The sequence below is a fragment of the Lewinella sp. 4G2 genome (assembly GCF_001625015.1).
Taxonomy (GTDB): Bacteria; Bacteroidota; Bacteroidia; order Chitinophagales; family Saprospiraceae; genus Neolewinella.
Genome location: NZ_LVWJ02000014.1, coordinates 3,125,521 through 3,151,561, shown reverse-complemented (window position 1 = coordinate 3,151,561; position 26,041 = coordinate 3,125,521). Strand labels below are relative to the sequence as shown.

21 protein-coding genes are annotated in these 26,041 nt (G+C 52.9%); 1 reads left to right on the top strand and 20 read right to left on the bottom strand.

Annotated elements, in window-relative coordinates; genetic code table 11:
* Positions 1 to 73: 73 nt before the first annotated feature.
* The 19 genes from A3850_RS13075 to A3850_RS12985 form a co-directional block, all read right to left on the bottom strand.
* A complete protein-coding gene (locus tag A3850_RS13075; RefSeq protein WP_068217169.1) occupies positions 74 to 700 on the bottom strand; it encodes a MarC family protein in 627 nt (208 codons plus the stop codon).
* A gap of 54 nt (positions 701 to 754) precedes the next feature.
* The gene (locus A3850_RS13070) at positions 755 to 2,788 is read right to left on the bottom strand and encodes an HD family phosphohydrolase (protein WP_082921802.1); all 2,034 of its coding nucleotides are present in this window, start codon (positions 2,786 to 2,788) and stop codon (positions 755 to 757) included.
* 178 nt (positions 2,789 to 2,966) lie between these two features.
* Positions 2,967 to 3,614, bottom strand: coding sequence for an endonuclease III (gene nth / locus A3850_RS13065; protein WP_068217162.1), 648 nt, complete (start codon positions 3,612 to 3,614; stop codon positions 2,967 to 2,969).
* Positions 3,615 to 3,621: 7 nt separating this feature from the next.
* On the bottom strand, positions 3,622 to 4,305 hold the full coding sequence (locus A3850_RS13060) for a YjjG family noncanonical pyrimidine nucleotidase (RefSeq protein WP_068217160.1): 684 nt from the start codon (positions 4,303 to 4,305) through the stop codon (positions 3,622 to 3,624).
* Positions 4,305 to 4,565, bottom strand: a complete 261-nt coding sequence (locus A3850_RS13055; protein ID WP_068217158.1) for a hypothetical protein — start codon at positions 4,563 to 4,565, stop codon at positions 4,305 to 4,307. Before A3850_RS13055 ends, A3850_RS13060 begins: the two co-directional genes overlap by 1 nt.
* Positions 4,566 to 4,629: 64 nt before the next feature.
* Entirely contained in the window at positions 4,630 to 5,232 is a 603-nt protein-coding gene (locus A3850_RS13050) for a DUF420 domain-containing protein (RefSeq protein WP_068217157.1), read from the bottom strand.
* 1 nt (position 5,233) lies between these two features.
* Positions 5,234 to 5,875, bottom strand: a complete 642-nt coding sequence (locus tag A3850_RS13045) for a hypothetical protein (RefSeq protein ID WP_157501137.1) — start codon at positions 5,873 to 5,875, stop codon at positions 5,234 to 5,236.
* 197 nt (positions 5,876 to 6,072) lie between these two features.
* On the bottom strand, positions 6,073 to 6,486 hold the full coding sequence (locus A3850_RS13040) for a cytochrome C oxidase subunit IV family protein (RefSeq protein WP_082921800.1): 414 nt from the start codon (positions 6,484 to 6,486) through the stop codon (positions 6,073 to 6,075).
* A gap of 39 nt (positions 6,487 to 6,525) precedes the next feature.
* Positions 6,526 to 7,482: a cytochrome c oxidase subunit 3 gene (locus tag A3850_RS13035; RefSeq protein WP_068217153.1), complete on the bottom strand. Its 957-nt coding sequence runs from the start codon at positions 7,480 to 7,482 to the stop codon at positions 6,526 to 6,528.
* A gap of 70 nt (positions 7,483 to 7,552) precedes the next feature.
* Positions 7,553 to 8,173 (bottom strand): heme-copper oxidase subunit III, encoded by a 621-nt coding sequence (locus A3850_RS13030; protein ID WP_082921799.1) that lies wholly within the window; start codon positions 8,171 to 8,173, stop codon positions 7,553 to 7,555.
* Positions 8,174 to 8,178: 5 nt separating this feature from the next.
* Positions 8,179 to 9,093 carry a heme o synthase gene (cyoE, locus tag A3850_RS13025; RefSeq protein WP_068219774.1) on the bottom strand — a complete coding sequence of 305 codons (915 nt, stop codon included), beginning with the start codon at positions 9,091 to 9,093 and terminating at the stop codon, positions 8,179 to 8,181.
* A gap of 144 nt (positions 9,094 to 9,237) precedes the next feature.
* The gene (locus tag A3850_RS13020) at positions 9,238 to 11,091 is read right to left on the bottom strand and encodes a cbb3-type cytochrome c oxidase subunit I (protein WP_068217148.1); all 1,854 of its coding nucleotides are present in this window, start codon (positions 11,089 to 11,091) and stop codon (positions 9,238 to 9,240) included.
* Between the two features lie 55 nt (positions 11,092 to 11,146).
* Complete coding sequence (locus tag A3850_RS13015; RefSeq protein WP_068217143.1) at positions 11,147 to 12,664, bottom strand: OmpA family protein; 1,518 nt, start codon at positions 12,662 to 12,664, stop codon at positions 11,147 to 11,149.
* Positions 12,665 to 12,800: 136 nt separating this feature from the next.
* Entirely contained in the window at positions 12,801 to 14,354 is a 1,554-nt protein-coding gene (locus A3850_RS13010) for a hypothetical protein (RefSeq protein ID WP_068217140.1), read from the bottom strand.
* A gap of 52 nt (positions 14,355 to 14,406) precedes the next feature.
* Positions 14,407 to 15,291: a cytochrome c gene (locus A3850_RS13005; protein ID WP_231915323.1), complete on the bottom strand. Its 885-nt coding sequence runs from the start codon at positions 15,289 to 15,291 to the stop codon at positions 14,407 to 14,409.
* Positions 15,292 to 15,436: 145 nt separating this feature from the next.
* On the bottom strand, positions 15,437 to 16,027 hold the full coding sequence (locus tag A3850_RS13000) for a DUF3341 domain-containing protein (RefSeq protein ID WP_082921797.1): 591 nt from the start codon (positions 16,025 to 16,027) through the stop codon (positions 15,437 to 15,439).
* A 5-nt stretch (positions 16,028 to 16,032) separates the two neighbouring features.
* The gene (gene nrfD / locus A3850_RS12995; RefSeq protein ID WP_231915322.1) at positions 16,033 to 17,559 is read right to left on the bottom strand and encodes an NrfD/PsrC family molybdoenzyme membrane anchor subunit; all 1,527 of its coding nucleotides are present in this window, start codon (positions 17,557 to 17,559) and stop codon (positions 16,033 to 16,035) included.
* 171 nt (positions 17,560 to 17,730) lie between these two features.
* The gene (locus tag A3850_RS12990; RefSeq protein ID WP_068217138.1) at positions 17,731 to 21,075 is read right to left on the bottom strand and encodes a TAT-variant-translocated molybdopterin oxidoreductase; all 3,345 of its coding nucleotides are present in this window, start codon (positions 21,073 to 21,075) and stop codon (positions 17,731 to 17,733) included.
* 91 nt (positions 21,076 to 21,166) lie between these two features.
* The gene (locus tag A3850_RS12985) at positions 21,167 to 22,678 is read right to left on the bottom strand and encodes a c-type cytochrome (RefSeq protein WP_157501135.1); all 1,512 of its coding nucleotides are present in this window, start codon (positions 22,676 to 22,678) and stop codon (positions 21,167 to 21,169) included.
* 347 nt (positions 22,679 to 23,025) lie between these two features.
* On the opposite strand from A3850_RS12985, the gene A3850_RS12980 reads away from it, so the two are divergent.
* The gene (locus A3850_RS12980; RefSeq protein ID WP_068217136.1) at positions 23,026 to 23,511 is read left to right on the top strand and encodes a hypothetical protein; all 486 of its coding nucleotides are present in this window, start codon (positions 23,026 to 23,028) and stop codon (positions 23,509 to 23,511) included.
* A 78-nt stretch (positions 23,512 to 23,589) separates the two neighbouring features.
* Here the strand turns inward: A3850_RS12980 and A3850_RS12975 are convergent, their stop codons facing one another.
* The gene (locus A3850_RS12975) at positions 23,590 to 26,013 is read right to left on the bottom strand and encodes a gliding motility-associated C-terminal domain-containing protein (protein WP_197494052.1); all 2,424 of its coding nucleotides are present in this window, start codon (positions 26,011 to 26,013) and stop codon (positions 23,590 to 23,592) included.
* Positions 26,014 to 26,041: the final 28 nt, after the last annotated feature.

Genomic DNA, 26,041 nt, shown 5'->3' with positions numbered 1-26,041 from the left:
AGTGGAATGCCTAACGGCCAGGCCACTTATTAATATCAATCCAAAGGAGTACTAATTCAGTCGCTCGTCTCAATTAGAGCAGACTCTTCACCAGGTCAACGACGCCGGCCATCAGCATCTGTATCCCAATACTCATTACCAGGAATCCCATGATCCGGCTCAGTGCAGCAAGACCGGTACGCCCCAGCAGTCGGTCCAGTACGGGAGCCAACCGGAGTGTTCCGTAGATCAATCCGGCCATGGTCAGGATGACGCCGATGATGAGGCCCCGACTCACCCATTCGCTCTGAGCTGCGAAAAGACCAATGAGTAGCGAGATACTACCCGGGCCGGAAAGCATGGGCATGGCCATCGGGGTAAAGCTGACGTCATCCATTTCTTCCGCCTCCGTTTGCATATCGTCGTCCATCCTGCGTTCCTGGAATTTGGAGTTCAGCAATCCGAAACCACTATTTACGATGATGACGCCGCCGGCGATCTGAAGTGCGTTGAGGGTAATGCCAAAAAAGTTAAGGATAGCGCTGCCGCCCAGAAAAAACGTGACCAGAATCAGGGCAAACCAAATGGAGGTCTTGAGTGCCGTGTTACTTCGGTCAGCGGGCGTCATCTCACTCGTCAACGTCAGGTAAATAGGGATCGCTCCGAAGGGATTGACAACCGAGAAGAGGGAACCCAGGGTAGCAAAGAAAAAGGTGACCATAGCGCAGGCTTGATTTCGGGCCGCAAAGGTAGCTGTTTGCCCGCCCGGATCGTCTTATTCCTCTTCCTTTTTTGGGTAAGCGATCCGTACGTGATTGGCGCTCTTGAGGATCGTTTTGAACGTCTTACGGCAGACCTCCAATTCACTGAAAGAGAGGTTGCTCTCCTCCAACTGTCCCGAAAGCAGTTTACCGTCGATGATCTTATCGATGAAGCTGTACAGCTCTTCCTCGGTTGGGCTCTTGAGGCTTTTGCTCGCCGCCTCCACACTATCGGCAATCATCAAAATGGTCTGCTCCTTCGTAATGGGAAGGGGGCCCGGATACCGAAAGGTGGCTTCTTCGGCCTCTCCCGCAGGGTTATCCTTAACGTACGTCCGGTAGAAGTATTCCGTCCGCGTCTTGCCGTGATGGGTACGAATGAAGTCAATGATCACCGGTGGCAGCCCGGCCTTGCTGGCCATGGCCACCCCATCCGTAACGTGGCTGATAATGATCTTCGCGCTTTCCTTGGGGCCAAGCTTATCGTGTGGGTTCGGGCCATTCTGATTTTCGATGAAGTACCCCGGGTTCTTGATTTTACCAATGTCGTGGTAAAGCGCCGCAGTCTTAACCAGCAAGGCATCCGCCCCAATGGCGCGAGCAGCCTGCTCAGAGAGGTTAGCTACGTTAAGGGAATGCTGCCACGTCCCTGCCGCCTGCCGGGCTAATTTCTCCAGCAATGGCCGGTTCATATCACTCAACTCCGAAAGCGTAATGGGTGAAGTAAAACCAAAAATTCGCTCAATCAACGGTATAAGGGGATGGGCCAGGAGTACCAGAAATACGTTAGCACCAATCCAGCCCAGGGTGAGGTAATCGACTGTCCGCCACGTTCCACCACGCAGTAACTCCAGGCCGATGTAACCGATACAGTAAAAGGCAAATAGGACCAGCAAACTTCTGAAGTACCTTCCCATATCCCGGGTCTCGACGTCCATTACGATGACCACCGCACCCGCCATGATACTCAAGAAGGTAAAAGTGAAACCCAAGCTCGTGAGGAAGCTAGCAATCAGGACAACCACCACGTGCACGAAGAAGGCCAGCCGTTCCGTAAAGAAAATACGGATGACCATTGGCACAATACAGAACGGAATAAGCCACGGGCTAATGCCTATCGTAGCATCGACCGTCCGGACCAACAACGCGTAGAGTACCGGCCACATGAGCAGCAGGATCAAACTTGATGCCCGGCTGTAAACCCTCGGAAAGAACCGCCTTAGGTACAAAAACAGAAGACCTAATACCAGAGCCACCTGAATGGCAAAGCCTCCGAAGATGGACCAAAAGGAGCGGTCCGTCTGCAGATTGGACTGGTAGACATCCTGGTAGCTGAGGAGCTTTTGGTGAATGTCCTCCGTTACCCGATCCCCCTGCCGGATGATGAGGTCACGCTCCCGCACCAAGCCGTCATATTTACCCACTCGGTCACGCGCCATGGCCTGAAAGCGATTGGTCAGACTATCGTTGTAGAAGACGTTGTGTTCAAGTTTATCTTCCAGCAACCCAAGTAGGAACTCTGGGCTTTTCAAGTCCGTATAAAACAAACTATCCTCCAGCCACTGCACGGCATCCCCCGGGGTGTAGAACTGAGCAATGGTCCGGTCCTTCTGTTCACTGCCGTTGATGGTAGTGATAACGGTTTCCATGCCGTTCATCTCATCCTTATCGCGGGCCATGATGATGCCCTGCCCGTAAAGTTTATCCAGGACCCTCAGCCCGTAGCGGCGGTGCCGCTCGGGTTGCCGCAGCAAATCGGGGTTGTCTGCTCTCGACCGAGCACTATCCAGCTCTACGGCAAACTGGGATAAAAATGCCTCCCTCGCCGTTCGCGCTACCGTTGGGTCAAACACGTAGACGGGGTTACTTGACGCTACCGCATTTTCTACGTCGATTCGAAATTGGTCACCCGGCTTCAGGATGGGTATATCGTAGGGGGCGCGTAGGTCTTCGTACCGCCAGATCTGTCCGCGCTCAAACTCAAAGGGAAACTTTAACCGGTCTGGGTACAGCAACGAAATGATGGCTACGGCGCTCAGGCCCAGCACCCACCGCAGGACTCTGGTTGAGGTCGCACGGCTCTTCTTCTTCGCTTTTTCTTTGGCTTTAAGGATGACAATTAGCTTTTGAGGTCACCGCAATATACGGTACCATTTAGGCTCGAAAGAGCTCGACTCACTCGGTGTGCGCCAACTCCTTCCTTCCGCGTTTAAAAGGCCGTTCCCGCTATACCTTTTCCTTATTGAGCAGTGACTTTCTGCCGTAGAGAGAACAGATGGGGCAATCCCGCATGCGGTGGCCACGCGCCGGGCAGTACTCCCGGCCAAAGAAAATGATCTGTAAGTGAAGGCGGTTCCAGTGCTCTCTTGGAAAGAGTCGCTTCAGGTCTTTCTCGGTCTTTTCGACGTTCTTTCCCGTCGTCAGTCCCCAACGGTAAGCCAGGCGATGAATGTGGGTGTCCACGGGGAAGGCAGGAATACCAAACGCCTGACTCATCACCACGGAAGCCGTCTTGTGCCCCACTCCGGGCAGGGCTTCCAGCGCCTCCCAGTCCTGGGGGACTTCCCCGCCGTGCTCCTCTACGATGATTCGGCTCAGCTCCTTGATGGCTTTACTCTTACGGGGCGAAAGGCCACAGGGTCGGATGATGGCGCGGATATCGTCCGCGTCTTGCTCCTGCATCTCCAGGGGGTTGTCGGCCAAATCCCATAGGGCTGGTGTGACCTGATTGACTCGCACGTCCGTGCACTGGGCGCTGAGTAATACGGCTACCAACAAGGTGAAGGGGTCCTTGTGATCCAAGGGTACGGGAACGACGGGATACAATTCCTCCAGAATCCGATGGATGTCATTGGCTTTCTCCTGCTTCGTCATATTTCCTTTACGCTAGTACCTGCTCTAATTCACGGATGTCACGAATGCGGTAAGTCTCGCCTAAGTGCTTTCTGTCGGCGACTCCGGGATGGCGCAACCAGCAAGCGTCAAAGCCGTAAGCTAGGGCACCCGCTACGTCTGCGTTCGGATTATCCCCGATGACGAGGACTTCGTGCTTTTCTACCCCACCCATTTGCTCGTAGGCTACGTCGAAGAATGCAGCGGAAGGTTTGGCTACTCCTATCTCGTCGGAGATGACGATGAATTCAAAATAGGGGGATAATTGCGTGGCGGCTAGCCGTGGTCGCTGTACCTCCTTCAGCCCGTTCGTGATTAAACCCAATTGATATTCGCCGTTGCATTTATTCAGCAGATCCAGCGCTCCGGGAAGCATGTGTGTACTCTGCGCCAAATAATTCCGATAGTTAAGGGAGAGCTCCTCCGCGGGGTGATCTACTTGGTAAGCTTCGAGCAACCGTTTAAAACGGATCGTCCTCAACTGTGACTTAGGCAGGACACCAGCTTCGTAATCCGACCATGCTTTATGATTGATTGTTCGGTAATCCGCCAAGACATCTTGAGACCAGACAATGTCCGTAGACAGTAGCACTTTCTCCAGTGCGGCGGCTTCAGCGGCACTGAAATCCCAAAGGGTGTTGTCCGCATCGAAGAGCAACCATTTATACTTCACTAATTCAAATTTTGTAGGGGTTCCGCCTCTTCGTCGCCACGTCGGTTTTTCCACCACAAGAAAGCAATCGTACCGATAAGAACATATGGCATTCCGAGCATGTACAAAATACCGTTGTTGAGGCCCTGGCCTTCCGTCCCACCATTCGCCAAATTAGACTCAGCCGTGGCGCGGCACATCGGGCACTGCGACAAGAGATCACCCAGCGGCAGCACCAGGATGCAAAGCAGTAAAACCCACGCAATCATTGAATTTTTCATACAGTACTAATTTGGGTGAAGACGCAAAAAGTAAACGAAACGGTAAGTGGATAGTTGCTGGTGATCAAGGGTAGTATTCTCGCAGCATCAAGTAAACTACCGGGCCGGTGATGGCCACGTACATCCATAGCGGCCACACAATTTTGGAGAGCCGGCGATGCTGCGCGTACTTTCCTACCAGACTGTACATCGTCGTCCATAAGATGAATGGCAGCAAGATTCCAGCAAGTGTGATGTGGGAGATAAGGATCAGCAGGTAAACTGTACGGGTTCCAGCCACGGCGGCGGCTTCGCTTGCACTAATTACTCCGTCCAAATCGGCGTCGCCAAACTTCACTTCGGGAGTTGTAAAGTGGTAGGTGACGTAACACAACAGAAACACTACCGATAAGCCTAGTGCAATTCCATTGGCGTTACGGTGCTTGACCACCTGCCCTTTCTTCACGAAGTATAGGCTGAACACCAAAGCCACGGCCGTCAACGCATTTAGCATTGCATTTGCGGCGGGTAGAAAGCCTACGTCCCAGCTTTCCGGTACGGGTAGCTTTACGTAGCGCATAAGCACCACCAGTGCGGTCACTGCGACTGAAGCAATGATAATAGCAATTTTAAGGGCGCCTTCCTTTTCAGGAATCGTTGGCAGCTGAGGGTACGTTTTAGCTTCCATGCTACAATTCTTTCTTGCGGTTCAACAGAATGTCCTGGCGCTCTGGCAATGGGATGATAACCGAGATCAACTCAACCAGCCCAATGGCTTCTTGGCGATTACCCAAGTCGTAGTGTTTTACGATCGTCTGCGAACTGTCGACCAAGGCAACGATGGGCCGTTGGCCGGGGGAGTCTTCCCCCAGTGGCAGTTGAAATGCTTCCGCCGTAGAGGCATAGGTAGTAGCGTCGGCCTCCAAAAAGCTTAGCATTTCTGTATCGGGCAGATTGTGCGTGGTGGCAAACTGATCAGCTGCCGCCTTACCGTTACTAGCCGGTACAACCGTCGTGAAGTGTAGATTGGGGCTATCCTCAAATTGGTTGTAGAGGCTGTCCAACATATTGCCATATTTCCCCGCTGCTGAGACATTATTAGGGTTCAGCCACCCAACAACTACCATGCTTCCGCGGAGCTTGCTCGGTAACTTACCCCGCACCTGCGTCAGCGCCAAAAGATCCGGCATTTTACCAAAATCACCCTGCGTTAAGATCGCCTCCTTGCGGTAATCAAATCCAGTACTCAGGTAGTAGTAGGAAATAGCGGGAAAGCCTACCAAGAGGAAGATCACAATGATCGGTGTGAGAAAATTCTTAGATTTTGCCATAGGTGCACTGCTGTAAAAGAAGAAGGAATCTTCGCCCGAAGGGTTTACCCTTTTTTCAAATATGACGGTAGCCTTGAAATGGGCGGTGCTTACGTTCATTTGGCGCTGCCGCAGGTGCAATGCCAAGGGATAGGAGCAGAAACAAAAAACGCCGCCACCTACTAAGTGACAGCGTTTGTTGGAGGTAGATCTCCGTTCTATTCAAACGGAGCGTAATCCTCATTCATTCCAACCGGATCGGAGGGTGTAACCAATTCAGTGCGGTTGTTCAGTTCCTGTACCTTCTCGCGGTTCTCCTTCCAGGCGCCACCTTCGTAGAAGAAGGCGATGACCGCCCAAACTAAAAGGAAGACGGGGAGTAGGACCGTCATGGCAAGACCCTTCACCTCGTAAGCCATGTGCATGAACTCGTAAATGATGAAGTAAGCCTTGTAAATGGAAAGCGCGATGATAAGGACGGCGGCGGCAACGAATACCCACTGGATATCCTTCGCCCAATCCGTAGCTTTGAGCAGGGATAATCCTACCTCAACGAGGGTCACGAATGCGAGGAGACCAAGTCCCTTCCATACCGCGGCTGTTTGTTCTTCGTAGCTAGCGTGGCTGGCCATAGTATTATATTTTTAGTTCGGTTAGATGGACGGCAGTGATTACAGGAGGTAGAATACCAGAAAGACGAAGACCCAAACCAGGTCGACAAAGTGCCAGTACAAACCGATCTTCTCGACCATTTCGTAGCCGTTCTGGCGTGCAGCATAGACACCGCTACCGGCGTTGATCAGGATAATCAGTAGGAACACAACACCCGTCAGTACGTGGAAGCCGTGGAAGCCAGTGATACCAAAGAAGAGCGCACCGAAAGCTGTTGGCCCCAGCTGCTGGGTCATAATTTCACCGTCACGATCGCCGCCAGAGACAACAAATTTGCGGCGGATGAACATGTTCTCCTCGTTGATCTCGTAGCCAGCGTAATTGCCGGGTGTAGCACCGTAGTCGAAGGACTCTTCTTCCCCTTCGTGTCCTTCCCCGTGGCTAGCTCCAGCTAGGTGAAGCAGATAAGTCTCTCCCGCTACGACTTCCTCGGAGGTCGGTTCTCCAGTTTCTGGGTCCAGGTAGAAGCCGTTCTCCGTGTACGTCCCGAATGGATTCGTAGTAACGGTCATGTGCTCGACGTTGATTAGGTTATTCCACTCCCATGCCTGGCAGCCAAGGAAACCAGCGCCACCAATAACGGTGAGTAACATCCAAAATACTACCCCACGCTTGTTTTCACGGGCACCTTCCTGTACGGCACGCACCATAGTTCCCGAGCTAATGATCAGGAGAAAGGACATGAACGTAACGAAGATCAGCGGCATGCCGTGGATACCAAACGGCGCCGTGTTAAATACGCTATCGGGTACCGGCCAGCTGGGGCTTGAAAAACGCAACGTACCGTACGCAATCAGGAAACCAGCGAAAGTGAATGCATCGGAGAGTAGGAAATACCACATCATCAGCTTCCCGTAGGAAGCCTCAAACGGCTTGGCATCACCACCTTCCCAGGACGCATTGTGATCTGAATGATCGTGCTCCGCGGCGACTAGAATGTCCGTTTCTTCGGCCATGTGTAATTTATTTAACTGTAGATGGGTGCGGCACTACCACGGAGGCAGTGCGTAGTTTTGGTTATCAATATTATCGTTGCAAACTCAGGAAAACGATGAGGTAGATCCAGAGTGCATCAACGAAATGCCAGTAAGTCAGCGTCAATTCTAGCCGCAGCTTCCTGGCGGGGGTAGCCTTCAGTGGTAAAATGAAAGCCATTATCAAGGCTACCAACAAGATCGCAATTCCACCTATGACGTGCAGCGCGTGTAAGCCACTGATAGCATAGATGAAATCTCCACTTGGGTTGATCTTCAGGGGCACACCGCTCGCAGCGAGATCCTCCCAACCTACGTACTGGAGTACGACGAAGGCAATCCCAAGGATAAAGGTGATTCCAAGCAGGAACTTGTAGGCCGCCGCAGCTTCTCGTTTGAAGGCTACGTAAGCAGCGTGCAAAGTTATACTACTACCCAGGATGACCAAAGTATTGATGTAGAAAATAGAGGGAATCGAGAATTCCAGCCAGTTACCCGCCGCCCGGCGCACAATGAAGGCGGAGGTCAGTGCGGTAAACATCATTACCAAGCTTACCAGCCCAACCCACAGCGCTAGTTTCTTAGGGTGGATCTTATTGTGGCGTGCCGGAGATGCCAGGCTGCGTTCATGCCCGTCTCCCAAAAGTCTGTTGTCGATAGTTATCTTTTCCATAGCACTCAGATTAACGCGGTTTGGTGGCCCAACCAGTAAATGGTAAAGGCCAGCGGTAGGTAGGCAAAAGAGAAGAACATCATGGATAGTGCAGTCTTCCGGTTAGGCAACCGACTGAACCGCATGGCAAAATAAGTGAACGCCAGTCCGAGCAGCGTAACGAGTAGGACTGCCCAAAGGGAAGTAATACCCAAAAAGAAAGGCAGCACGCCCAGTGGAAGCAATATTAGGGTTGAAGCTACAGCATCCCTTCCGAGTGTCGCAGTATCGGCTTCTTCTCCAATGGCTGGAACCAGTTTGAACCCTGCTTTACGATAGTCATCAAACCCTAGGTACCCAATTGCGTAAAAGTGGGGTAACTGCCAGAAGAACTGAATGGCGAACAAGGTCAGGCCCAACGTAGTAATGCTGCCCTCCGCGGCAGCACACCCAATCAATGCTGGAAGTGCCCCTGGTATAGCGCCAACCAGAACCGCTATTGGTCCTACTCTCTTGAGTGGTGTGTACACAAAAGCGTAACTGATGAGTGACACCATTCCCAGAAAGGCCGTCCAAGGATTGAACAGAGCCAGGAAGGTAATTCCACCAATACTGGCAAAACCTGCCATCAATAGTGCATTGGAGCTATTCAACCGACCGGTCGCGAGCGGGCGGGATTTTGTGCGCTCCATGAGCACATCGTAATCTTTCTCCAGCAGCTCATTCAGAATGTTAGCCGCTGACGTAGTTAGAAATCCACCCAGGGTCAGCACCGTAATCGCCCACCAGCTAAAAGCGCCGGAGCCCAGGGCAATCAGGTAAGCCAGCACTGACGATAGCACCACTGTCGCCGACAGCCGAAACTTTACCAACGCGGCGAGATCGGCTAACCAGGAACTGGTAGCATTGATTTCCTGCTGGCTTGTAGCTTGGTTCTTCACGAAACGGCTGCTGTTAAGAGTGGGGGGATTAATTAAAGCAACCCGTAGCATACAGCAAAGCTGAAGGACTACGGGTTGCTATTATATCGGTAGTCACGAAGACATCAACCGAAGCCGAAAAGAATTCGGCTAGGGTAAACTTGTCTAGTGAGCCGGAGACTCGTTTTCTCCGATTGGTTCCACTTGTGGGATAAATTCGCGACCATCTTTTCCGTAGTCGTAAGCCCAGCGCTGAACGGCTGGAAGCTTGCCCGGCCAGTTGCCGTGGCCAACTTCGATTGGAGTTGTCCATTCGAGCGTGTTCGCGTTGTATGGGTTCTGCTGCTTAAGCTTGCGCCCTTTCCAGATGGAGTAGAAGAAGTTGATCACGAAGAGGAGCTGGAAACCGAAAGTGATGATCGCAGCAATTGTGATGAACTTGTTCATGCCGTCGAAGTGACCGAAAGTCTTGAAGGCATCGAAGCTGTAGTAACGACGGGGCACACCAGCCATACCGAGGTAGTGCATGGGCCAGAACACGCAGTAAGCGCCAATGATCGTACCCCAGAAGTGGAACTTGCCGAGGGTCTCATTCATAAAGCGACCGTACATTTTGGGGAACCAGTGGTAAACACCAGCGTACATACCAAAGAAGGCAGCAACACCCATCACAATGTGAAAGTGAGCAACAACGAAGTAAGTATCGTGGAGCTGAATATCTAGCGTGGAGTTACCCAACCAGATACCAGTGAGACCACCGGAGATGAACATCGAAACGAACCCGATACCAAAAAGGCTGGCGGGATTGAAGCGAATGTTACCTCCGTAGAGCGTTGCAATCCAGTTGAAGACCTTTACCGCGGAAGGCACAGCAATGATCAGCGTGAAGATCACGAAGAAGTTAGAGATGAACGGGTTTACACCGGACATAAACATATGGTGAGCCCAAACAATAAAGGACAGGAAGGCAATCGCCAGAATGGAGAATACCATCGCCTTGTAGCCAAAAATTGGCTTGCGAGCGTGTACGGATAGTACCTCGGATACGATACCCATCGCCGGAAGGATAATGATGTATACCTCCGGGTGACCCAGGAACCAGAAAAGGTGCTGGTAAAGGATCGGCGAACCACCGACGTGGTCTAGTGCTGCTCCACCAATGTAGATATCACTCAGGTAGAAGCTGGTACCGATACCACGGTCCAACATCATCAGGAAGAAGGCAGAGGTCAATACTGGGAAGGAAAGGAGACCAATGATTGCCGTTACGAAGAACGCCCAAATAGGAAGTGGCAAACGCCACATACTCATTCCTTTCGTACGAAGGTTCAGGACGGTAGTAATGTAGTTCACACCACCAAGAAGGACGGATACTACGAAGAGAACCAAGGAAATGGTCCAGAGCGTCATACCTGCACCGGAACCGTCCATAGCTTGCGGCAATGCCGACAGCGGTGGGTACGCAACCCAACCTCCCGCAAATGGGCCGGTAGAGAGGAAGAGTGACGAGAACATTACCATACCAGAAATGAAGAAGAACCAGTAGCTCAACATGTTCAGCAATGGAGATGCCATGTCACGAGCACCAATCATCAACGGAATAAGCAGATTCGAGAAAGTACCCGAAAGGCCCGCCGTTAGTACGAAGAAAACCAGAATTGTACCGTGCATCGTCACCAAAGCATAGTAAAAATCCTGGGTGAGCGTACCAATGCCGTCACTGTTTACGGCAATCCACTTACCGAGTACCGGCTTGAGAAAAGCGATGCTTTCCTCGGGAAAACCCAACTGAAGACGGAAAACGAGTGACATCAAGCCACCGATGATTGCCCACATCATTCCCGTGATCAGGAACTGCTTGGCGATCATCTTGTGATCCATCGAGAAGATGTAGTGAGAGACGAAGTTAGACTGGTACTTGTCCCCGTGGTGGTGGTCGTGGAAGTGATCGTCGTAACCCAGTTCTTGGATTAGACCTTCTTCACGAGTCACCGGTGCTGTAATGATTGCGCTTGCCATGGTTCAGCTTTAAAAGAGGTTCTTCTGTGATAGTATACTAATGGATAAAATAGGCTTACTTGCTCAACTGTTCATCCTCGGTGAGGGAACGGGTGATGTAAAGCTCCGTACGTCGGTTAGCCTGCCGGCCTTCCTCGGTGTCATTTGTCTCGCGAGGCCGCTCTTGGCCGAATCCTTCAAATGATAAGCGGTTGGCGTCAACGCCGTTTGCCGTCAGATAATTCTTCACAGCCTCAGCGCGGCTAACGCTAAGTGCCATGTTCATCTCTGCGTTACCGGTATTGTCGGTATGGCCGCGTGCAATGGCAGAAACGTCTGCATTTTTCATCAAGAAGGTGACGGCGTCATCCAATTGGTACTGGCTGAGCTCGGTCAGCTTTGCGCTTCCGGTTTCAAAGGTTACGTAGTCGAGTACCAACGTGTTGTCAGTATCATCTTCAGTTTCGAGAGCAGCCATGGCGCTGGACATGAACTCGGCACGGCGTTGCGTGATCTCCTGAGGCATCAGCATACCGGTGTTAGGATCTGCATCCGTACCACGGATGTTCTCCATGTAATAGGACTTTTGCTCCGCAGCCCAGGCATCGTACTCATCCCGCTCAAGGATGGTAACGGTTCTGGCCATGGACCAGTGGCCAATGCCGCAAAGCTCTGCACAAGCCAGTTCGAAGTTGGCGGTCTCCCACAACATCTTTTCAGGATTCTCAGGATCTGGGATCTGGTATTCTTCGTACTCGCTCAATTCCTTACGCCACTCTTTGGTAGTCTTCGTAGGAGTAAAGACGAAGAACGTTGGGAGACCAGGTACTGCATCCATCTTCACCCGAAACTGGGGAAGGTAAAAATCGTGGAGAACGTCGCGGGCCGTGATCCGTACCCGAACCTTCTGGTCAACTGGGAGAACGACGTCATTCACGAGAAAGTCGTCGGCGTTCTTCATATCGGTCCAGTCCTGACCGAGTGAATTGGTTCCAGTGATCAAACGGAAGTCCTTAGTTCCCAATAACCCATCGTCTCCTGGGTAGCGCATCTGCCAGTAAAATTGGATACCAGTGGCTTCAATTTCCAGTACATCTTCATCCGTACCAACATCACCCATGATATCGTTCCAGGCATCAAGGCCGCCGATTACGAGGAAGGTCATGACGATTGCAGGAACAGCCGTCCAAACGATCTCAAGCGTGTTGTCGTGGCTGATAAACTGGGCCTTACGTCCCTTGCGCGTGCGGTACCGGAAGGCGTAGTAGAAGAGCAGGATATGCGTTAGTACGAATACACTGTAGGTAACGAGTAGTGTCCATCCCATCATCGAGTCAATACGCGCACCGTGTTCGGAAGCAGACTCATGTGGTCCGTAACCAAGGATCCAATTCTTGTAGTAGAATGCGGATAGCGTGGCACCAACCAAAAATACGCCAACAAAACCAAGCAGGTAGATGCCAGTCATGTTAGTGTTCCTTGCCTCGATCTCCTCCGGGCCCCGGAGAACCTTGGCAAGATCCCGGACTTTGGCGATCTGTAGCACGATCAAAAGGATCAACGCGATACAGAAAAGTACGATCAATGTTTTCATCAGCTGTTAGTTAGCTTTTCTTACGATTGAGACAGTAACCTGGCGAGAAATTCTCGTTTCCGGACTGTTCACAAATTTAACTCGATTACACCATTTTGGTTACCCGCCGTGGCTTTGTTTAGATGTCGTCTAAATACTAGGTGTGGTGGTGCAGACTCTCTTCGAAGTAGGGGTCACGTTTTGGCTCGAGCGGGGCTTCTTGTAGTTTGCTCAACACGAAGAATAAGAACCCGCCGAGGAAACCTAAAAAGATGCCAATCTCCAGTAGTCCTGGCAGCGTGTATCCGGACTTGAACTCCGCAGACGGGCTTAAATGCTCTTCTCCATCGCTAGCAGTAACCAGGTCGGTGAAATTATGATCACCACCCGGGCCGTGGTTGTTGTTCGCGGCTACGGGGATGTTGCTCTCCACTGCGTCGGGATGCTGCTCGATGTTGTGGTTATCGTACGCGTGATCTTCGCCTGCAGGGTCCGCTTCGGTACGATTCGTTGCGTGATCCGTGGATTCACCCGGTACGATGTCATGATCGTCGCCGTGGCCATCAACGCTGGCGTGATCTTCACTATGGTCAGCACCGTGGCCGTCCATGGTCGCGTGTTCCTCGCCGTGTCCACCGTGTGCATCGTGGTGTTCCATCTCGATGAGCGTTAGGCGGGCACCTGGCTTAATCATCTGGAAGTAGTCCAACCAGTGGCCGAAGAACACAAACGCAGCCGCAAAAAACAGCGTACCCGCTTTCCGCTTGGTATCGTTCCGCATCAGCACGAAAAATGGCAGCAGGAAGTTGATACCGAGGTTGGTCCAGAACAGAACTGGGTAATTGTCCATCCGCTCACGGAAGTAGATCGTCTCCTCCCCTACGTTTCCGTACCAGATCAACATGTACTGGCTAAACCACAGGTAAGTCCAGAAAATGGAGATAGCAAACAAGTACTTACCCATATCGTGGAAGTGCTCCGCCGTGATGCCGGTGTAGTAGCCACGGCTCTTGAGGTAGATCAATAGCATGATGGTCAGTGCCATCATCGCTACGAACAACGAAGCCGTTGCGTACCAGGCAAACATTGTTGAGTACCAGTGGCTATCCAAAGACATGATCCACTGCCAGATCAAAGCTGCTGAGGTGAAACCAAAGATCACCAGGAATGGAGCCGCGTACTTCTTGATCCGCGCGTGGTGCTCAAAAGCAGTAGTACCGTTAGCGTCTTCGTCAATGCTGATGCTCCGGATTCTTCCGAGCATGAAGTACCAAACACCTACGAATAGGATGGATGCTCCCGTATACCAGTATGCATTCAGAAAGGAGCTCTTGTGCGTCAGGATAGCATCATCCGCAACGGCCGCAGCATCGTTCCAGTGGTACATGTGGTGGGAATGCATCCACAGACCAACGATAATGATTCCCATTAGGAAAAGACCGGGAAGTAGGAACATCCAGAAGCTTTCCCAGACCCGCTTGAACTGTACGAACCAACCAGCGTAAGCCGTCGTAAAGGCACAGTAAGCAAAACCAGCTAAGGCACCAATCCCCAGAAAGAAGACGGAGTTGTGTAGCAGGTTCGTCCAGAAGCGCATGTGGTGCCCTTCACCACCGTCAACGAAATAGCTCAGCACGAGCAGGATGAGCCCAAAGATGGCCAGTCCGCCAGTCGTCGCTTTAGCGCGTGATGAGAATACAAATGTTTCCATCAATAGATATCTATAGTTGGGAGTCAGACTCCTTAAAATAAGTGGGTGGTAATTACTTCTTGCGCATTTGGCCGCTTTCCATCGCTGCTTCCGCATCCTCTACGTCGACGTCTTCGATGACGCCGCCAATCTGCTCACCGGCATCTTGTACCGAGCGGGCGCGGGGGTCATACTGGGCTACCGGAGTACCGAAAGCCGCGTTGAACGTATTACCGTCCTGATCGTATTGGAACTTACCGTCCTTAGCCTGCAGGGCGCGGATGTAGTGAATCACCTGCCAACGCTCCTCGTAGGAGATCTTGTCTTTGTAGGCTCCCATTGCGTTGTAGCCGTGCATAATGGCGTTATAGTAGCGGCCGTTACTGGCTGCTTTGAACTCATCCGTGAGGAAGTTCGCTGGTGCCAATGGGTAGGCAGCATTAGGATTTTGCTCCTCGTCGTAGATGTAGCCAAGGCCATTGCCCTGAGCACCGTGGCAGATTCCACAGAAGGTGTTGTAGAGCACCGCGCCGCGGATCATGCCTTCCTCGGTGATTGGAAATGGATTTTCCGTCAACTCTGCAATGGCACGTTCACGGCCTTCGGGAGTATCATCGTAATAATAAGGAACGTGGCCATTGGTCGGCGCGCTAATACCGTTGTCGGACTGCTCAGCGAGCGTGTAGCTACGCAGTTCTTCCTCTCCTTCCGGTGGTGCGGGGGCACCATCCAGGTAACGGCCGGCGTAACCACGGGGCACGGTACCTTCAACCGTAACCCGCGGGTAGACCAACTTGGCAAGTTCTACCGTAGAACGGTCATCCCACGTATTGTAATAGTAGTAGTTGTAGGTATTTGCCTCCAACGCCAACGAGTGGGCCATGTCGGGCATGTACTCACTTCCCGTGTAGTTGTCTTCCGCATCGCAGGATACGAGAGCTACCGCAAAAGCGAGCATTATTACCAAATTGCGCAAATCTTTCATGCTTGATATCATCAGTGGGAATCCTGAAGACGCCCGGTTAAATTTTTCCTGCGCTGCCGCAGGTGCAAGGGAAGGACCAAGTAGCTTGCGCCAAGCTTAATCCCGTGGATGATCCAGTTTAGTGCGTTCGTTTCATATGAACTGACTCCGCTCCAGTTTGAGCGAAGAACTCGCGGAACTTGTCCGTCTGCTCACTGCCAACATTCGTAGCGTCGAAGGCAATACAGAACTTGTCATCCGTTATGCGGTCGTGCAGACGGCGAGGCTCTGCACCGGGGCCCAGTCCACAAATGATGTAGAATACCAGAACCATTCCTACCGCAGCAAAAAGAACCGTCAGTTCGAAAGTGATTGGAATAAACGCCGGTACGGACCAGTAAGGCTTACCACCAAAGATGATCGGCCAATCGCGGGTAAATACCCACGTCATAAAGCCAAAGCCAAACAGACAGCCGATAGAACCAAAGACGAATCCAGCCTGGTGCAGACGGCTTTCGGCGAGGCCCAGAAGAGGATCTAACCCGTGAACGGGGAACGGCGTGTAAACGTCGTCAATCTCGAGGTGAGCAGCGTTAGCAGCCTTCACGGCTTCCAACAGCTTCTCCTCATCGTCGTAAAGTCCAAATAGGATATCGGACAGACCATCGTCCTCAGTAGCTTGGAGGCTACCTGCGGGTACTCCGCTGTGGGGGATTGTAGTTGTTGCCATGGTTATTAGTTGTCGCCGCCGTAGCTGTCTTTTTGTGAGTCAGGTTTGCCGTCAAAGCGACGGTTAGGGTCCGCTGGGTCAATATCTACCGTAGAACCAGCCGCGTGGTCATTCGCCGTTGCGGGCACGTGGTGACCGTGTCCGTAGCTATGCCCGTGGTGGGCGTTAGGACCGATGTACTGGTCGCCGGAGGTCTTCAGGATAGATTTCACTTCCGCAATCGCTACTACCGGTGCAACCCGGGTGAAGATCAGGAAGAGGGTGAAGAACAGCCCGATGGTTCCAATGAAGATGCAAATCTCCACCCAGGTAGGTACGTAGTAGGACCAGCTGGAGGGCAGGTAATCACGGGCCAGCGTTGTAGCAATAATGACGAAGCGTTCGAACCACATACCAATGTTGATGAAAATCGACATGAAGAAGGTCCAGAACAGACTTGTCCGCAATTTCTTGCTCCAGAAGATCTGCGGCGATAATACGTTACACAGCATCATCCCGATGTAGGACCAGTAGTAAGGCCCGAGCACCCGGTTGAGGAAGGCGAACTGCTCGTAGATGTAGCCGGAGTACCAGGCGATGAAGAGCTCCGTGAGGTAAGCCACACCCACGATCGATCCAGTAAGCAGAATTACCTTATTCATCGACTCGATGTGCTCGATCGTAATGTAATCTTCCAGGTGGAGGACCTTACGGGCAATCAGCATCAGCGTCAGTACCATCGCAAAGCCAGAGAAGATCGCACCCGCTACGAAGTAGGGAGGGAAGATCGTCGTGTGCCAACCGGGAATTACGGAAGTCGCGAAGTCGAAGGATACAATCGTGTGTACGGAAAGAACGAGTGGCGTAGCGAGACCGGCGAGGATGAGAGAAAGGCTCTCCCAACGCTGCCAGTGCTTAGCGGAACCATTCCAGCCGAAGGACACTACGCTGTAGATCTTTTTGCGAAGGCCTTTGGCCCGGTCACGAACCGTAGCCAAGTCGGGAACCAAACCAGCGTACCAGAACAGCAACGATACCGTGAAATAGGTAGAAATGGCGAATACGTCCCACAGTAGTGGGCTATTGAAGTTCACCCACAGTGGGCCACGCGTGTTCGGGTAAGGGAAGATGAAGATGGCCAACCAGAGGCGACCCATGTGAATCAAAGGGAATTGACCGGCACACATCACGGCGAAGATCGTCATGGCCTCCGCGGCGCGGTTTACCCCCGTACGCCACTTCTGGCGGAAAAGGAGAAGGATGGCCGAGATCAACGTACCGGCGTGGCCAATACCTACCCACCAAACGAAGTTGGTGATATCCCAACCCCAGTTAATGGTACGGTTAAGGTTCCAGGAGCCAATTCCAACCCAGATCGTCCAGGCGACGGAAAAGACGAACAAGCCCAAACACATCACGGAAAGGATAAACGTAATAACCCAGGAAAGGGAAGGCGCCGTTTCCGTTGGGCGACAGATATCCTCCGTGATCTGGTGGTACGTTTTGTTCCCCGTGATTAACGGCCTGCGAACGGGTGCTACATGTCCACTCATTAGGTATTAATATGCGATTGGTAATTAATGGTGCTTGATGTGAGATGACTCACAGAATTCAAGTACCCTTACTCACCCATCAGTTTTTATAGTTTGCGGCTGGGTGCCGGTTATCTCAGTTTACCTCCGCGGTCCAAGTCAATAACATGAACCGTAGAGAATCAATGGCTATTAGACCAGCTCGTCCATGGGATTGTGCACCCGTGCAGCGTAGAATACGGCGCTTTGGGTGTTCACTTCCTCAAGAGCAAGGTAGTTTAGCGGGTTGTTCAGTTTTGCGGCTACTTCACCCTGCTTGTTGTTACGGTCACCAAAGGTGATGGCACCCGTGGGGCAGGCGGTTTGGCAAGCGGTCCGTACGTCAGAGTCGCGGAGGCGGCGGCCTTCCACTTTCGCGGTCAGCTTGCCGGCCTGAAGGCGCTGGGTACAGAAGCTACATTTCTCAATTACACCACGGCTACGTACGGTCACGTCTGGGTTCAGAACCATCCGCGTCAGGTTGTCCGCACCGAAGGCCAATTCCTCGTCCTGAACGCTGGGTTCGTTGGAGCTGAAGAGGTCACCAGTAGTAAAATCCAACCAATTGAAGCGGCGGACTTTGTAGGGACAGTTATTGGCGCAGTAACGGGTTCCGATACAGCGGTTGTAGATCATCTGGTTAAGCCCCTCATTGCTGTGCTGGCTGGCGTTTACCGGGCAAACGTTCTCACACGGAGCGTTGTCGCAGTGCTGGCACATCATGGGTTGGTAGACGGCACGGGGGTTTTCGACGTCGCCGTAGAAGTAACGGTCGATGCGCATCCACTTCATTTCGTGGTGGCGCCATACTTCGTACTTACCTACGATCGGAACGTTGTTCTCCGCCACACAGGCTACCTCACAGGCGGCACAACCGATACAGGCGGTGAGGTCGACGTGCATCGCCCACCAGTGACCCTGTCCGTAGATGTTCTCCGCGTACTCTTCGTAAGGGTAAAGTGTTTGCTCGTTAAGGTGTTGTGCTTCCTCGCGGCGCTCCTTGATCTCGCCCTTTAGTTCACCCAACTCAGCGAAAGTGCCCTGGTAAATTATGGAACGCTTGGTGAGACCACCCTGCATACCTTCACCCAGTTCCATGACCGTCTTTTCGTCGACGTGGAAGGGTTCCAGGTGTTCTTTTTCCTCATCCGTTAGCGGACGATCATATTCTACGGTTTCGCCGGTGTGGCGATCGTAGTAGACCATCGCGCCAGCCTCATTCTTGGTCGTAAGACCCATCGTGTGGTGGTACTGGACGGAGGCAAATTCTTCTTCGTTGTCCACAACCCCGGACACTTCCGCGCCCGTGATGTAGTACTGTACGTAACCATCTACGACTGGAAGCCAGGGGTAAACATTTACGCCGATGTCGTGGCCAATTGCGCGGCCGGACATTCCGGTGACTTTGCGGCCGTAACCTACGGCGATAGAGAAGGTATCTTCTAATTGGCCGAACTGACGAACCACCGTTACATCAGCGGGTGTCTTGTCGCCACCGGGGCGGAGGCTAACAATATCGGCCTTGCCTTTGTATTCTTCGGCGTTGAGGTCATTGTAAGCGGTATAGCTATTGCCACCTTCCCACTTTACCGGGATGGTGAGGTAGTTACCCCATACGGTACGCGTAACCGGGTCGGGACACTCCTGTAACCAGGGGTTATTGGCAAAGACGCCGTTACCCACGTTGATCGTTTCCGAGAAACTGACTTCCTGGCCGGTCCCTTGTACATTAACCCTTTGCATCGCACCCGCGACAGCGCCCTGATTGAAGGCGGCAGGGGCAGCTAACGGTACGGCTTCAGCGTCAGTACTAGCCGTGAATGGTGTACCGCCACCCAGGGTAACAACACCGTCGTGCAGCGCTGAATCCCAGAAAGAACGGAAGGCAGTGAAACCGGATTGGCGATTGTATGCCGTACGTTCCCAGACGCTCTTTACGAACTCCAGGTAAGGCTGATCAGCATCTGGCTGGTAGGTGGCGGACTTACCCCAAATGAGGAAAGACTCACCGGCCTGCCGCGTACCGGCACGACCCACACTGGCAAAAATTGGCGTAATGGTTGGCTGAATGAGGCTCAATTCACCTTCAACGGCTTCAACGTCGCCCCAACTCTCCAGGAAGTGGTGATCGGGAGCTACGTAGTTACAAAGGACGCTAGTATCATTTGGGACACCACTTAGGCTCACCGCAATGGTTGCTTTGCTGAGGTTAGCAGCGATGGTCGCGCCCCACGGGTTGTCATAGACGGGGTTGGCACCCTCCAAAACAAAGACAGCATCGATGGTATCGGCCTCCAACTCGCTGGCGAATCGGGCGATCGCTTTGTCGTCACCCTTGCGCTGCATGCTCCACTTATCGGTCATGATGGTGGAACCGTAGTTACCCAGCGCTTCGTTGATGGCGTTAACGAGAAGTTGTTCTCCAAGGTTATTGCTACTGGAAACGACGAGGCTGCGACCGCGGTTACGCTTGAGTTCCGCACCGACCGCGGCAATCTTTTCGGCGACTGCACCAGAAAGTGAAGCGCTCCCTCCACCGACAACTGCTCCGTAGAGTGCCAAAATGGCTTGGCCTTGCTCACTTGGCTTGACCATGATCCGGTTATCAGCGTTAGACCCGGTAAGTGACATACCGCTTTCTACCTGGATGTGGCGGCTCATGCGCGCCTGGTTTGTCTTGCGACCCTGAACGTAGTCGCGGGCGTACTGAACGGGGCTGATCCAGGTACCGAGGAAATCAGCGCCAAAACTGACGATTGTCTCCGCCTTGTCGAAACGGTAAGTCGGGATAGCACGCTTGCCGAAAGTAGCCTGGTTGGCATCCAGCAGGGCGGCGCTAGATACGGGGTCGTACTGAACGATCTCCGTGTTGGGGTATGCTTTTTTGAACTCAGCGATCGCCTCCAATGTGGAGGGGCTCATCAGCGTGTGCGTAACTACCCGAATCTGAGATCCGGCGGTCAGCTTGCCCATGATTTCGCCATCGATGATATCCCAACCATCATTATTGCTAGGGTCACGATCGCTGGTGGCCTTACCTTCGATGATGCGGTAAGGACCGTCGAAGCGGCTGGTATCGTACAGACCAAGGATGGCAGCCTGAGCGCGAGCCGTAGTACCACCCTGAGTGATGGGGCTCATACCGTTACCCTCCACCTTAATTGGGCGGCCTTCACGAGTCTTGACGAGCAACGGCACGTAGTCTCCACTCTGAGCGAACGTAGAGGCGAAGTAAGTAGCTACACCGGGAACGATGGTATCTGGCTTGCTGACGTATGGGATTGCCTTACGGACGGGAATGTCACAGGACGCAATGGTAGCAGCCGTCATACCAAAACCGAGGTACTTCAGGAAGTCACGGCGGCTGCTCTCTAGACGGGGGGACTCGAGGTCCTGGGTAGTTACCTGAGCAACTTCGTTATCGGTTGCCTTTACGTATTCGGCGCTGGACTCTAACTGATCAGTACCGAGCCAAACTTGTTTGTTATTCTTACTCATTCCCTGGGGATGATTTCTTTCTGGTTGGAAAAGCCTCCGTGGTTGAGGCAATACGAATAGGTGAGCCTGCTAAGGCAAGTGGAGAACCGACTTAGTAGTGGCAGCGCTGGCAATTCAGGCCGCCGATATCCTCAACGGTTACGCCGGCACGCACGCCGTCTTCAATCTCGTTGTGGTAGCGTTCGTAAGCCTTGTAGTAGTCGTTCTCTTCGAACTGCACCTCACTCTGGCGGTGACAGTTGATACACCAACCCATACTGAGTGGTGAGTACTGGTAGACGAGTTCCATTTCTTCCACCGGGCCATGACAGTTCTGGCACTTCAACTTACCCACAGTTACGTGCTGGGCGTGGTTGAAGTAAGCGTGGTCGGGGAGATTGTGAATACGTACCCATTCAACTGGTCCTGCGATCTTATCGTCACCTGTGTACTCATTGGTCAGTGCATCCTCTAGGGCAGCGAGTTGACGCTCCGTTTCTTCTTCTACTTCGTCGAAGTCGATCTCCGCAGGGTTCTCGTATTCTTTCTGCTGATTCTCTAGGATCCAGCTGGAGTACAGCGCCTTGATCTCCTCGTTGGTCAGGTCCTCGTAGTTCTCGATGTAGGTATCGGTCTTGGGATCGTAACCGATCGCAGCAAATATCTTGGTGATTTCGGCCGTACCGTACTGGCTACCCACCTTAATGGCGCGGTGACAGTTCATACAGGTATTAACGGCAGGAATCACGGAGTGCTTAGAGCGGCGGGCGCCGTCGTGGCAGTACTGACACTCGATCTTGTTGAGGCCTGCGTGCGTAACGTGGCTGAACTTGATGGGTTGCTCCGGCTGGTAATCCTGCTGGCGGCCGAGGTCGATGGCGTGGTTGACGGTCGTGTAACCACCCAGTACCACGAGGGCAAAGACTACGAAAGCAATAACTCCCTTACTAGTTAGCACTTCTACGAGTGTGCGGCGGGTTGGCGCTGCACCTTCGCTGGCAGCAACGCGGTAACGCATGTTACTGGTTACACGGGCGAGGATGAGGGAAAGCAGGAGTAAGGAAATGCCGAGGATAACAAAGATCCAGGTGTTGTCTGCCTCTTCAGCTTGAATACCATTAGGACCAGCAACATCAGGGCCAGGGCCACCAGGAATGTTTCCAGTGTACTGTCCGTCAATGTAAGCCAGCAGGTGTTCGATGTCGTCATTCGTCAACTTGGTGTAGGTCGACATGATCTTCGGCTTATTCTCGTTCCACACCTGGATAGCGCGGGCGGATTCACCGGAAGCGATCAGTTTTTGGGAGTTACGCACCCAACGGTAAAGGTGCTCGCGCGGCTCCGCAGCCCAGCGCTCCTCAACCCCACCGAGAGCGGGGCCGGTACCGTTGTCCTTCATGTTTTTAATGTGGCAGGTACCACACGCGTTTGCGTTCCAGACGGATTTACCCTTGGAGTAATCTCCCGCCCCGACGGCCACGCCACCGGCCGAAGCTTCACCGGCCACTTCCGTGGGTGCGGGTGCCTCTGCGGCGGGTTCATCTTGTGCAAAAGCCGTGAAGCTGCTCAGGAAGAGACAGCAAAGCAGAAGCAGGGTCTTGGTCAGTTTAAGCTGGTATGCCATTATGTAATTGACATTTAAGAAGTTACGCCGGAGCGGGCGAAAATTGCCCGTCCTAGAGTGCCGCAAAGATACTTTCATGACATTTCTTTAACAAACTTGTTCATGAATGGCCATCTTATTTAGACGGCGTCTAGGTAGCAAGCATCATCGTTCCCCTTCGCTGTATAATTGACCCAGCAAATGCATGGATCCTACAATTAGACGTCAGGAGTTTGGGCGCTGCCGCAGGTGCTATGAAATGGGGTCACGGGGGACCGGTAAACTACTTCGGAAACGACTCCATCAGTGGATCCATCCATAACTATAACCGGCAGCAGCTACCTTTGCGGCGACCAAACTCAGTACTATTGTCTACTACACTATCTACCATCTCGCCGGAAAGCCGAATTTGGATCTATGGCGCCGAACGCGCACTGAATGCAGAGGAGGAAAAAGTCGTCAAATCAGCGATGCAAGCCTACGTTAAGGAGTGGGTAAGTCACCGCAAGGAGCTAAAAGCAGCTGCGGATGTTCTTCACGGCCGCTTTTTAGTGATCGCAGTCGATGAAACACAGGCCGAAGCCAGTGGCTGCTCCATCGACGGTTCGGTCAACAAGATCAAAGAAATTGGCGCGGAGATTGGTGTCGACTTCTTCAACCGCATGCGTTTCAGCTACCGGGATGAGTCAGGAGAAATCCAAACCGTTAGTAAGGACGAATTCAAGGAGCTGTACCACAGCGGTAAATTACCCAACGATACCATCGTATTTGACACCCTCATTAAAGAGGTCGGAGAACTTCGGCAGATCTTCGAGCGGCCACTGGAGGATAGCTGGCACAGCCGGATGGTATAATAAAGACTGACATTATAGAAATGAAAAAGGGGTAGATACTTCAGCGTATCTACCCCTTTTTACATTTCTGGTAGTGGATCAACGGACCAAAGAAAACTGCCCTTCCCGCTGGAATTCCTGCCCGGCAATGGTAAACTTGGTGAGAAATAGGTAAGTGCCCAGGTTCTGAGGAGATCCATTCTTGGTACCATCCCAGCCTTCCTCCGGGTCACTGGAGTTAAAGACCTCCTGCCCAAAGCGGTTGAATACCAGCAAACTGAAGTCGTCTACCGCAGTACCACCAGTAAAAAACACCTGGAAGTCGTCATTGAGTCCATCCTGGTTGGCGCTAATGATCTCTGGGATAGCGAAGGGTTCCTCCACCAGCTCAAAAGTGATGAATGCAGAGGACTCACAGCCGTTGTCCGGGTTAACCGTAAGTGTGTAGGACAAGGAGCGCCCTTCCTCAGGCGCACGGACGGTAATACTGCGTCCTGTACCAGTGGACGGGCTGCCGTTATTGGATGCCCAGGTGATGGTACCCGAAAAGTCGTCCGGAACGCCCGTAGCCGTTAGTACAATCTCCGCTCCCTGAATGATGGCGGTACCCAAAATTTCGGTACCGTTCAGAGTGGTGGCGTCGATTCCCGGTTGGATGCCGGCGAGATCCACCAGAACGGTGGCGGTTTGGGTGAGGGAATTACACCCAGCATTGTCGATAAAGGTTACGCTGACCGTGGTGTCTCGCGTGATATTTAAGGAAGCGTTGGCGCCCTGAGAGGTACCACCGTTGCCGAACGTGTAAGAAAATACGCCCGGGGTATTCGGTTCCACCCTTGCGGTAAAGTTGGCCTGCTCGCCGACGCAAACGCTAGTCGGCGCGTCCAGGAATAACTCGTAGGTATCCGCTACCTGGATGGTGATCTCCTGCGTTACCGTTCCACACGCCGAAGACGCCTCGAATGCTGGATTGCGGGCCGTAACGGTATACGTCGTAGTTTGGGTTGGCGTCACCTCCGCGTTTGGATCGAGCAACACCTGTCCACCACCCGAGATTTCATATTCGATCCCGTCGCGGACATTTCCAGTGATTAAGCTCAGGCTCGTACCGGGGCATACCACAGTATTTGTGGTTAGGTCGGGAGATACGTCGGGTGCAATATTTACTGTGTAACTATCCATCGACGGGCAGTCCGAACCTTCCGCAATCACCTCGATCATGAAGGTGACGGATTGGTTGGTGGTGACGACGGGGTCCAGGCATTCGGTACAACTCAACGCACCGGTGGGGTCCATCCACGTCAATTCTCCAGCCGGGCGGGTGGGATCAAAGGATACGTTTAGCTGGAGGGGCTCACCGGGGCAGGCGACCGGATTCTCTGGGTCTTTGATCAAAATGGGTGGCTTGATGACATTAATCTGAATCTCCGCGGTATCCACGCAGGCACCATTGACGGTCTGCCGCTGGTAAAGGGCGGAGTCCTGAGCGATGAAGATGCCCTGGTACAGACGTTCCGGGCTTTGGATGCCGGGGGAGGTCAACCACTGGTGTTGGATCAAGGGGAAATCCCCCACGTCGAAGACCTCGCCGCGGAGGTTGAAGGTATCACCGATACAGAAGGGATCCATTACCGGCTCACTGGTGAGGGAAAGGTCCGTCGGTAGTGAATCAACCCGGATATGGACGGAGTCTGTTTGGGGGCAGCCATTGACTTCGGCGGATACAAAATAGGTGATGTCCTTCGTTGGGCGGACGTTTACGCCACCCTGCGCGAGATCGTCGATGATTCCCTGGCGGGGGGACCAGGTGATCTCGCCAGTCGTAACATCTGGGGCCGCGGTAACAAGTAGGCTGAGCGGGTCTTCATCGTTGCAGCGGAAAACGGTGTCCGGTTGAGAAATGGTCAGTCGGCTTGGAGTTACCTGTATGCTTACTAGTTGGGTGTCCGCACAAATACCATCAGCACTCGTAGAGATGAGGGTGTACTCCGGGCGGCCGCCTGCCGTCGGTGTAACTAATGAGTTTACGTCCGTCGGTTCGACGAAGCGCCTTGAGGGTGAGTACTGGTACGTTGTACCACGGGTATTGTCCACCAAACTTCGCACCAGCGGCAGCGCCGTACCCTCGCAAACGGTAGTATCCGCAATTAGCTCGGGTACGATGAGTTGGTTGACGTTGATATAGACACTATCGGATGCCGTGCCGTCCGCGTTGCTGACCGTGACCTTATAGTAGCGTGAAACTACTGGCACCACCGTTGCGGTGGGGTCGCCCAGCGCACTGAGTAAACCCTCCTCGGGCGACCAACGCAATCCGGCATCAGCGACATTATTGGTTTGCGTAAGCTGAACAGTATCTCCGCGGCAGATTAGAATGGTATCCGGGCCATCGATGGACACCTCGGGCTCCATTACCAGAGACTTTAAGACGCCAGGTGTTGTAATGCCGTCGCCGGCGCTAAGGGGCGCCTGGAATAACGAGAAAAACAAAGGCAGCAGAAGGAAGGACAAATATGGCTTCATAGGTGAGTACCCGGTTTTGGTGGGCCCG

Bases quoted from the DNA above. Each gene is read 5' to 3' on its own strand.
- A3850_RS13075 (WP_068217169.1), bottom strand. From the start codon at position 700: ATGGTCACCTTTTTCTTTGCTACCCTGGGTTCCCTCTTCTCGGTTGTC.
- nth (WP_068217162.1), bottom strand. From the start codon at position 3,614: ATGACGAAGCAGGAGAAAGCCAATGACATCCATCGGATTCTGGAGGAA.
- A3850_RS13055 (WP_068217158.1), bottom strand. From the start codon at position 4,565: ATGAAAAATTCAATGATTGCGTGGGTTTTACTGCTTTGCATCCTGGTG.
- A3850_RS13050 (WP_068217157.1), bottom strand. From the start codon at position 5,232: ATGGAAGCTAAAACGTACCCTCAGCTGCCAACGATTCCTGAAAAGGAA.
- A3850_RS13045 (WP_157501137.1), bottom strand. From the start codon at position 5,875: ATGGCAAAATCTAAGAATTTTCTCACACCGATCATTGTGATCTTCCTC.
- A3850_RS13040 (WP_082921800.1), bottom strand. From the start codon at position 6,486: ATGGCCAGCCACGCTAGCTACGAAGAACAAACAGCCGCGGTATGGAAG.
- A3850_RS13035 (WP_068217153.1), bottom strand. From the start codon at position 7,482: ATGGCCGAAGAAACGGACATTCTAGTCGCCGCGGAGCACGATCATTCA.
- A3850_RS13030 (WP_082921799.1), bottom strand. From the start codon at position 8,173: ATGGAAAAGATAACTATCGACAACAGACTTTTGGGAGACGGGCATGAA.
- A3850_RS13020 (WP_068217148.1), bottom strand. From the start codon at position 11,091: ATGGCAAGCGCAATCATTACAGCACCGGTGACTCGTGAAGAAGGTCTA.
- A3850_RS13015 (WP_068217143.1), bottom strand. From the start codon at position 12,664: ATGAAAACATTGATCGTACTTTTCTGTATCGCGTTGATCCTTTTGATC.
- A3850_RS13010 (WP_068217140.1), bottom strand. From the start codon at position 14,354: ATGGAAACATTTGTATTCTCATCACGCGCTAAAGCGACGACTGGCGGA.
- A3850_RS13005 (WP_231915323.1), bottom strand. From the start codon at position 15,291: ATGCTCGCTTTTGCGGTAGCTCTCGTATCCTGCGATGCGGAAGACAAC.
- A3850_RS13000 (WP_082921797.1), bottom strand. From the start codon at position 16,027: ATGGCAACAACTACAATCCCCCACAGCGGAGTACCCGCAGGTAGCCTC.
- nrfD (WP_231915322.1), bottom strand. From the start codon at position 17,559: ATGAGTGGACATGTAGCACCCGTTCGCAGGCCGTTAATCACGGGGAAC.
- A3850_RS12990 (WP_068217138.1), bottom strand. From the start codon at position 21,075: ATGAGTAAGAATAACAAACAAGTTTGGCTCGGTACTGATCAGTTAGAG.
- A3850_RS12985 (WP_157501135.1), bottom strand. From the start codon at position 22,678: ATGGCATACCAGCTTAAACTGACCAAGACCCTGCTTCTGCTTTGCTGT.
- A3850_RS12975 (WP_197494052.1), bottom strand. From the start codon at position 26,013: ATGAAGCCATATTTGTCCTTCCTTCTGCTGCCTTTGTTTTTCTCGTTA.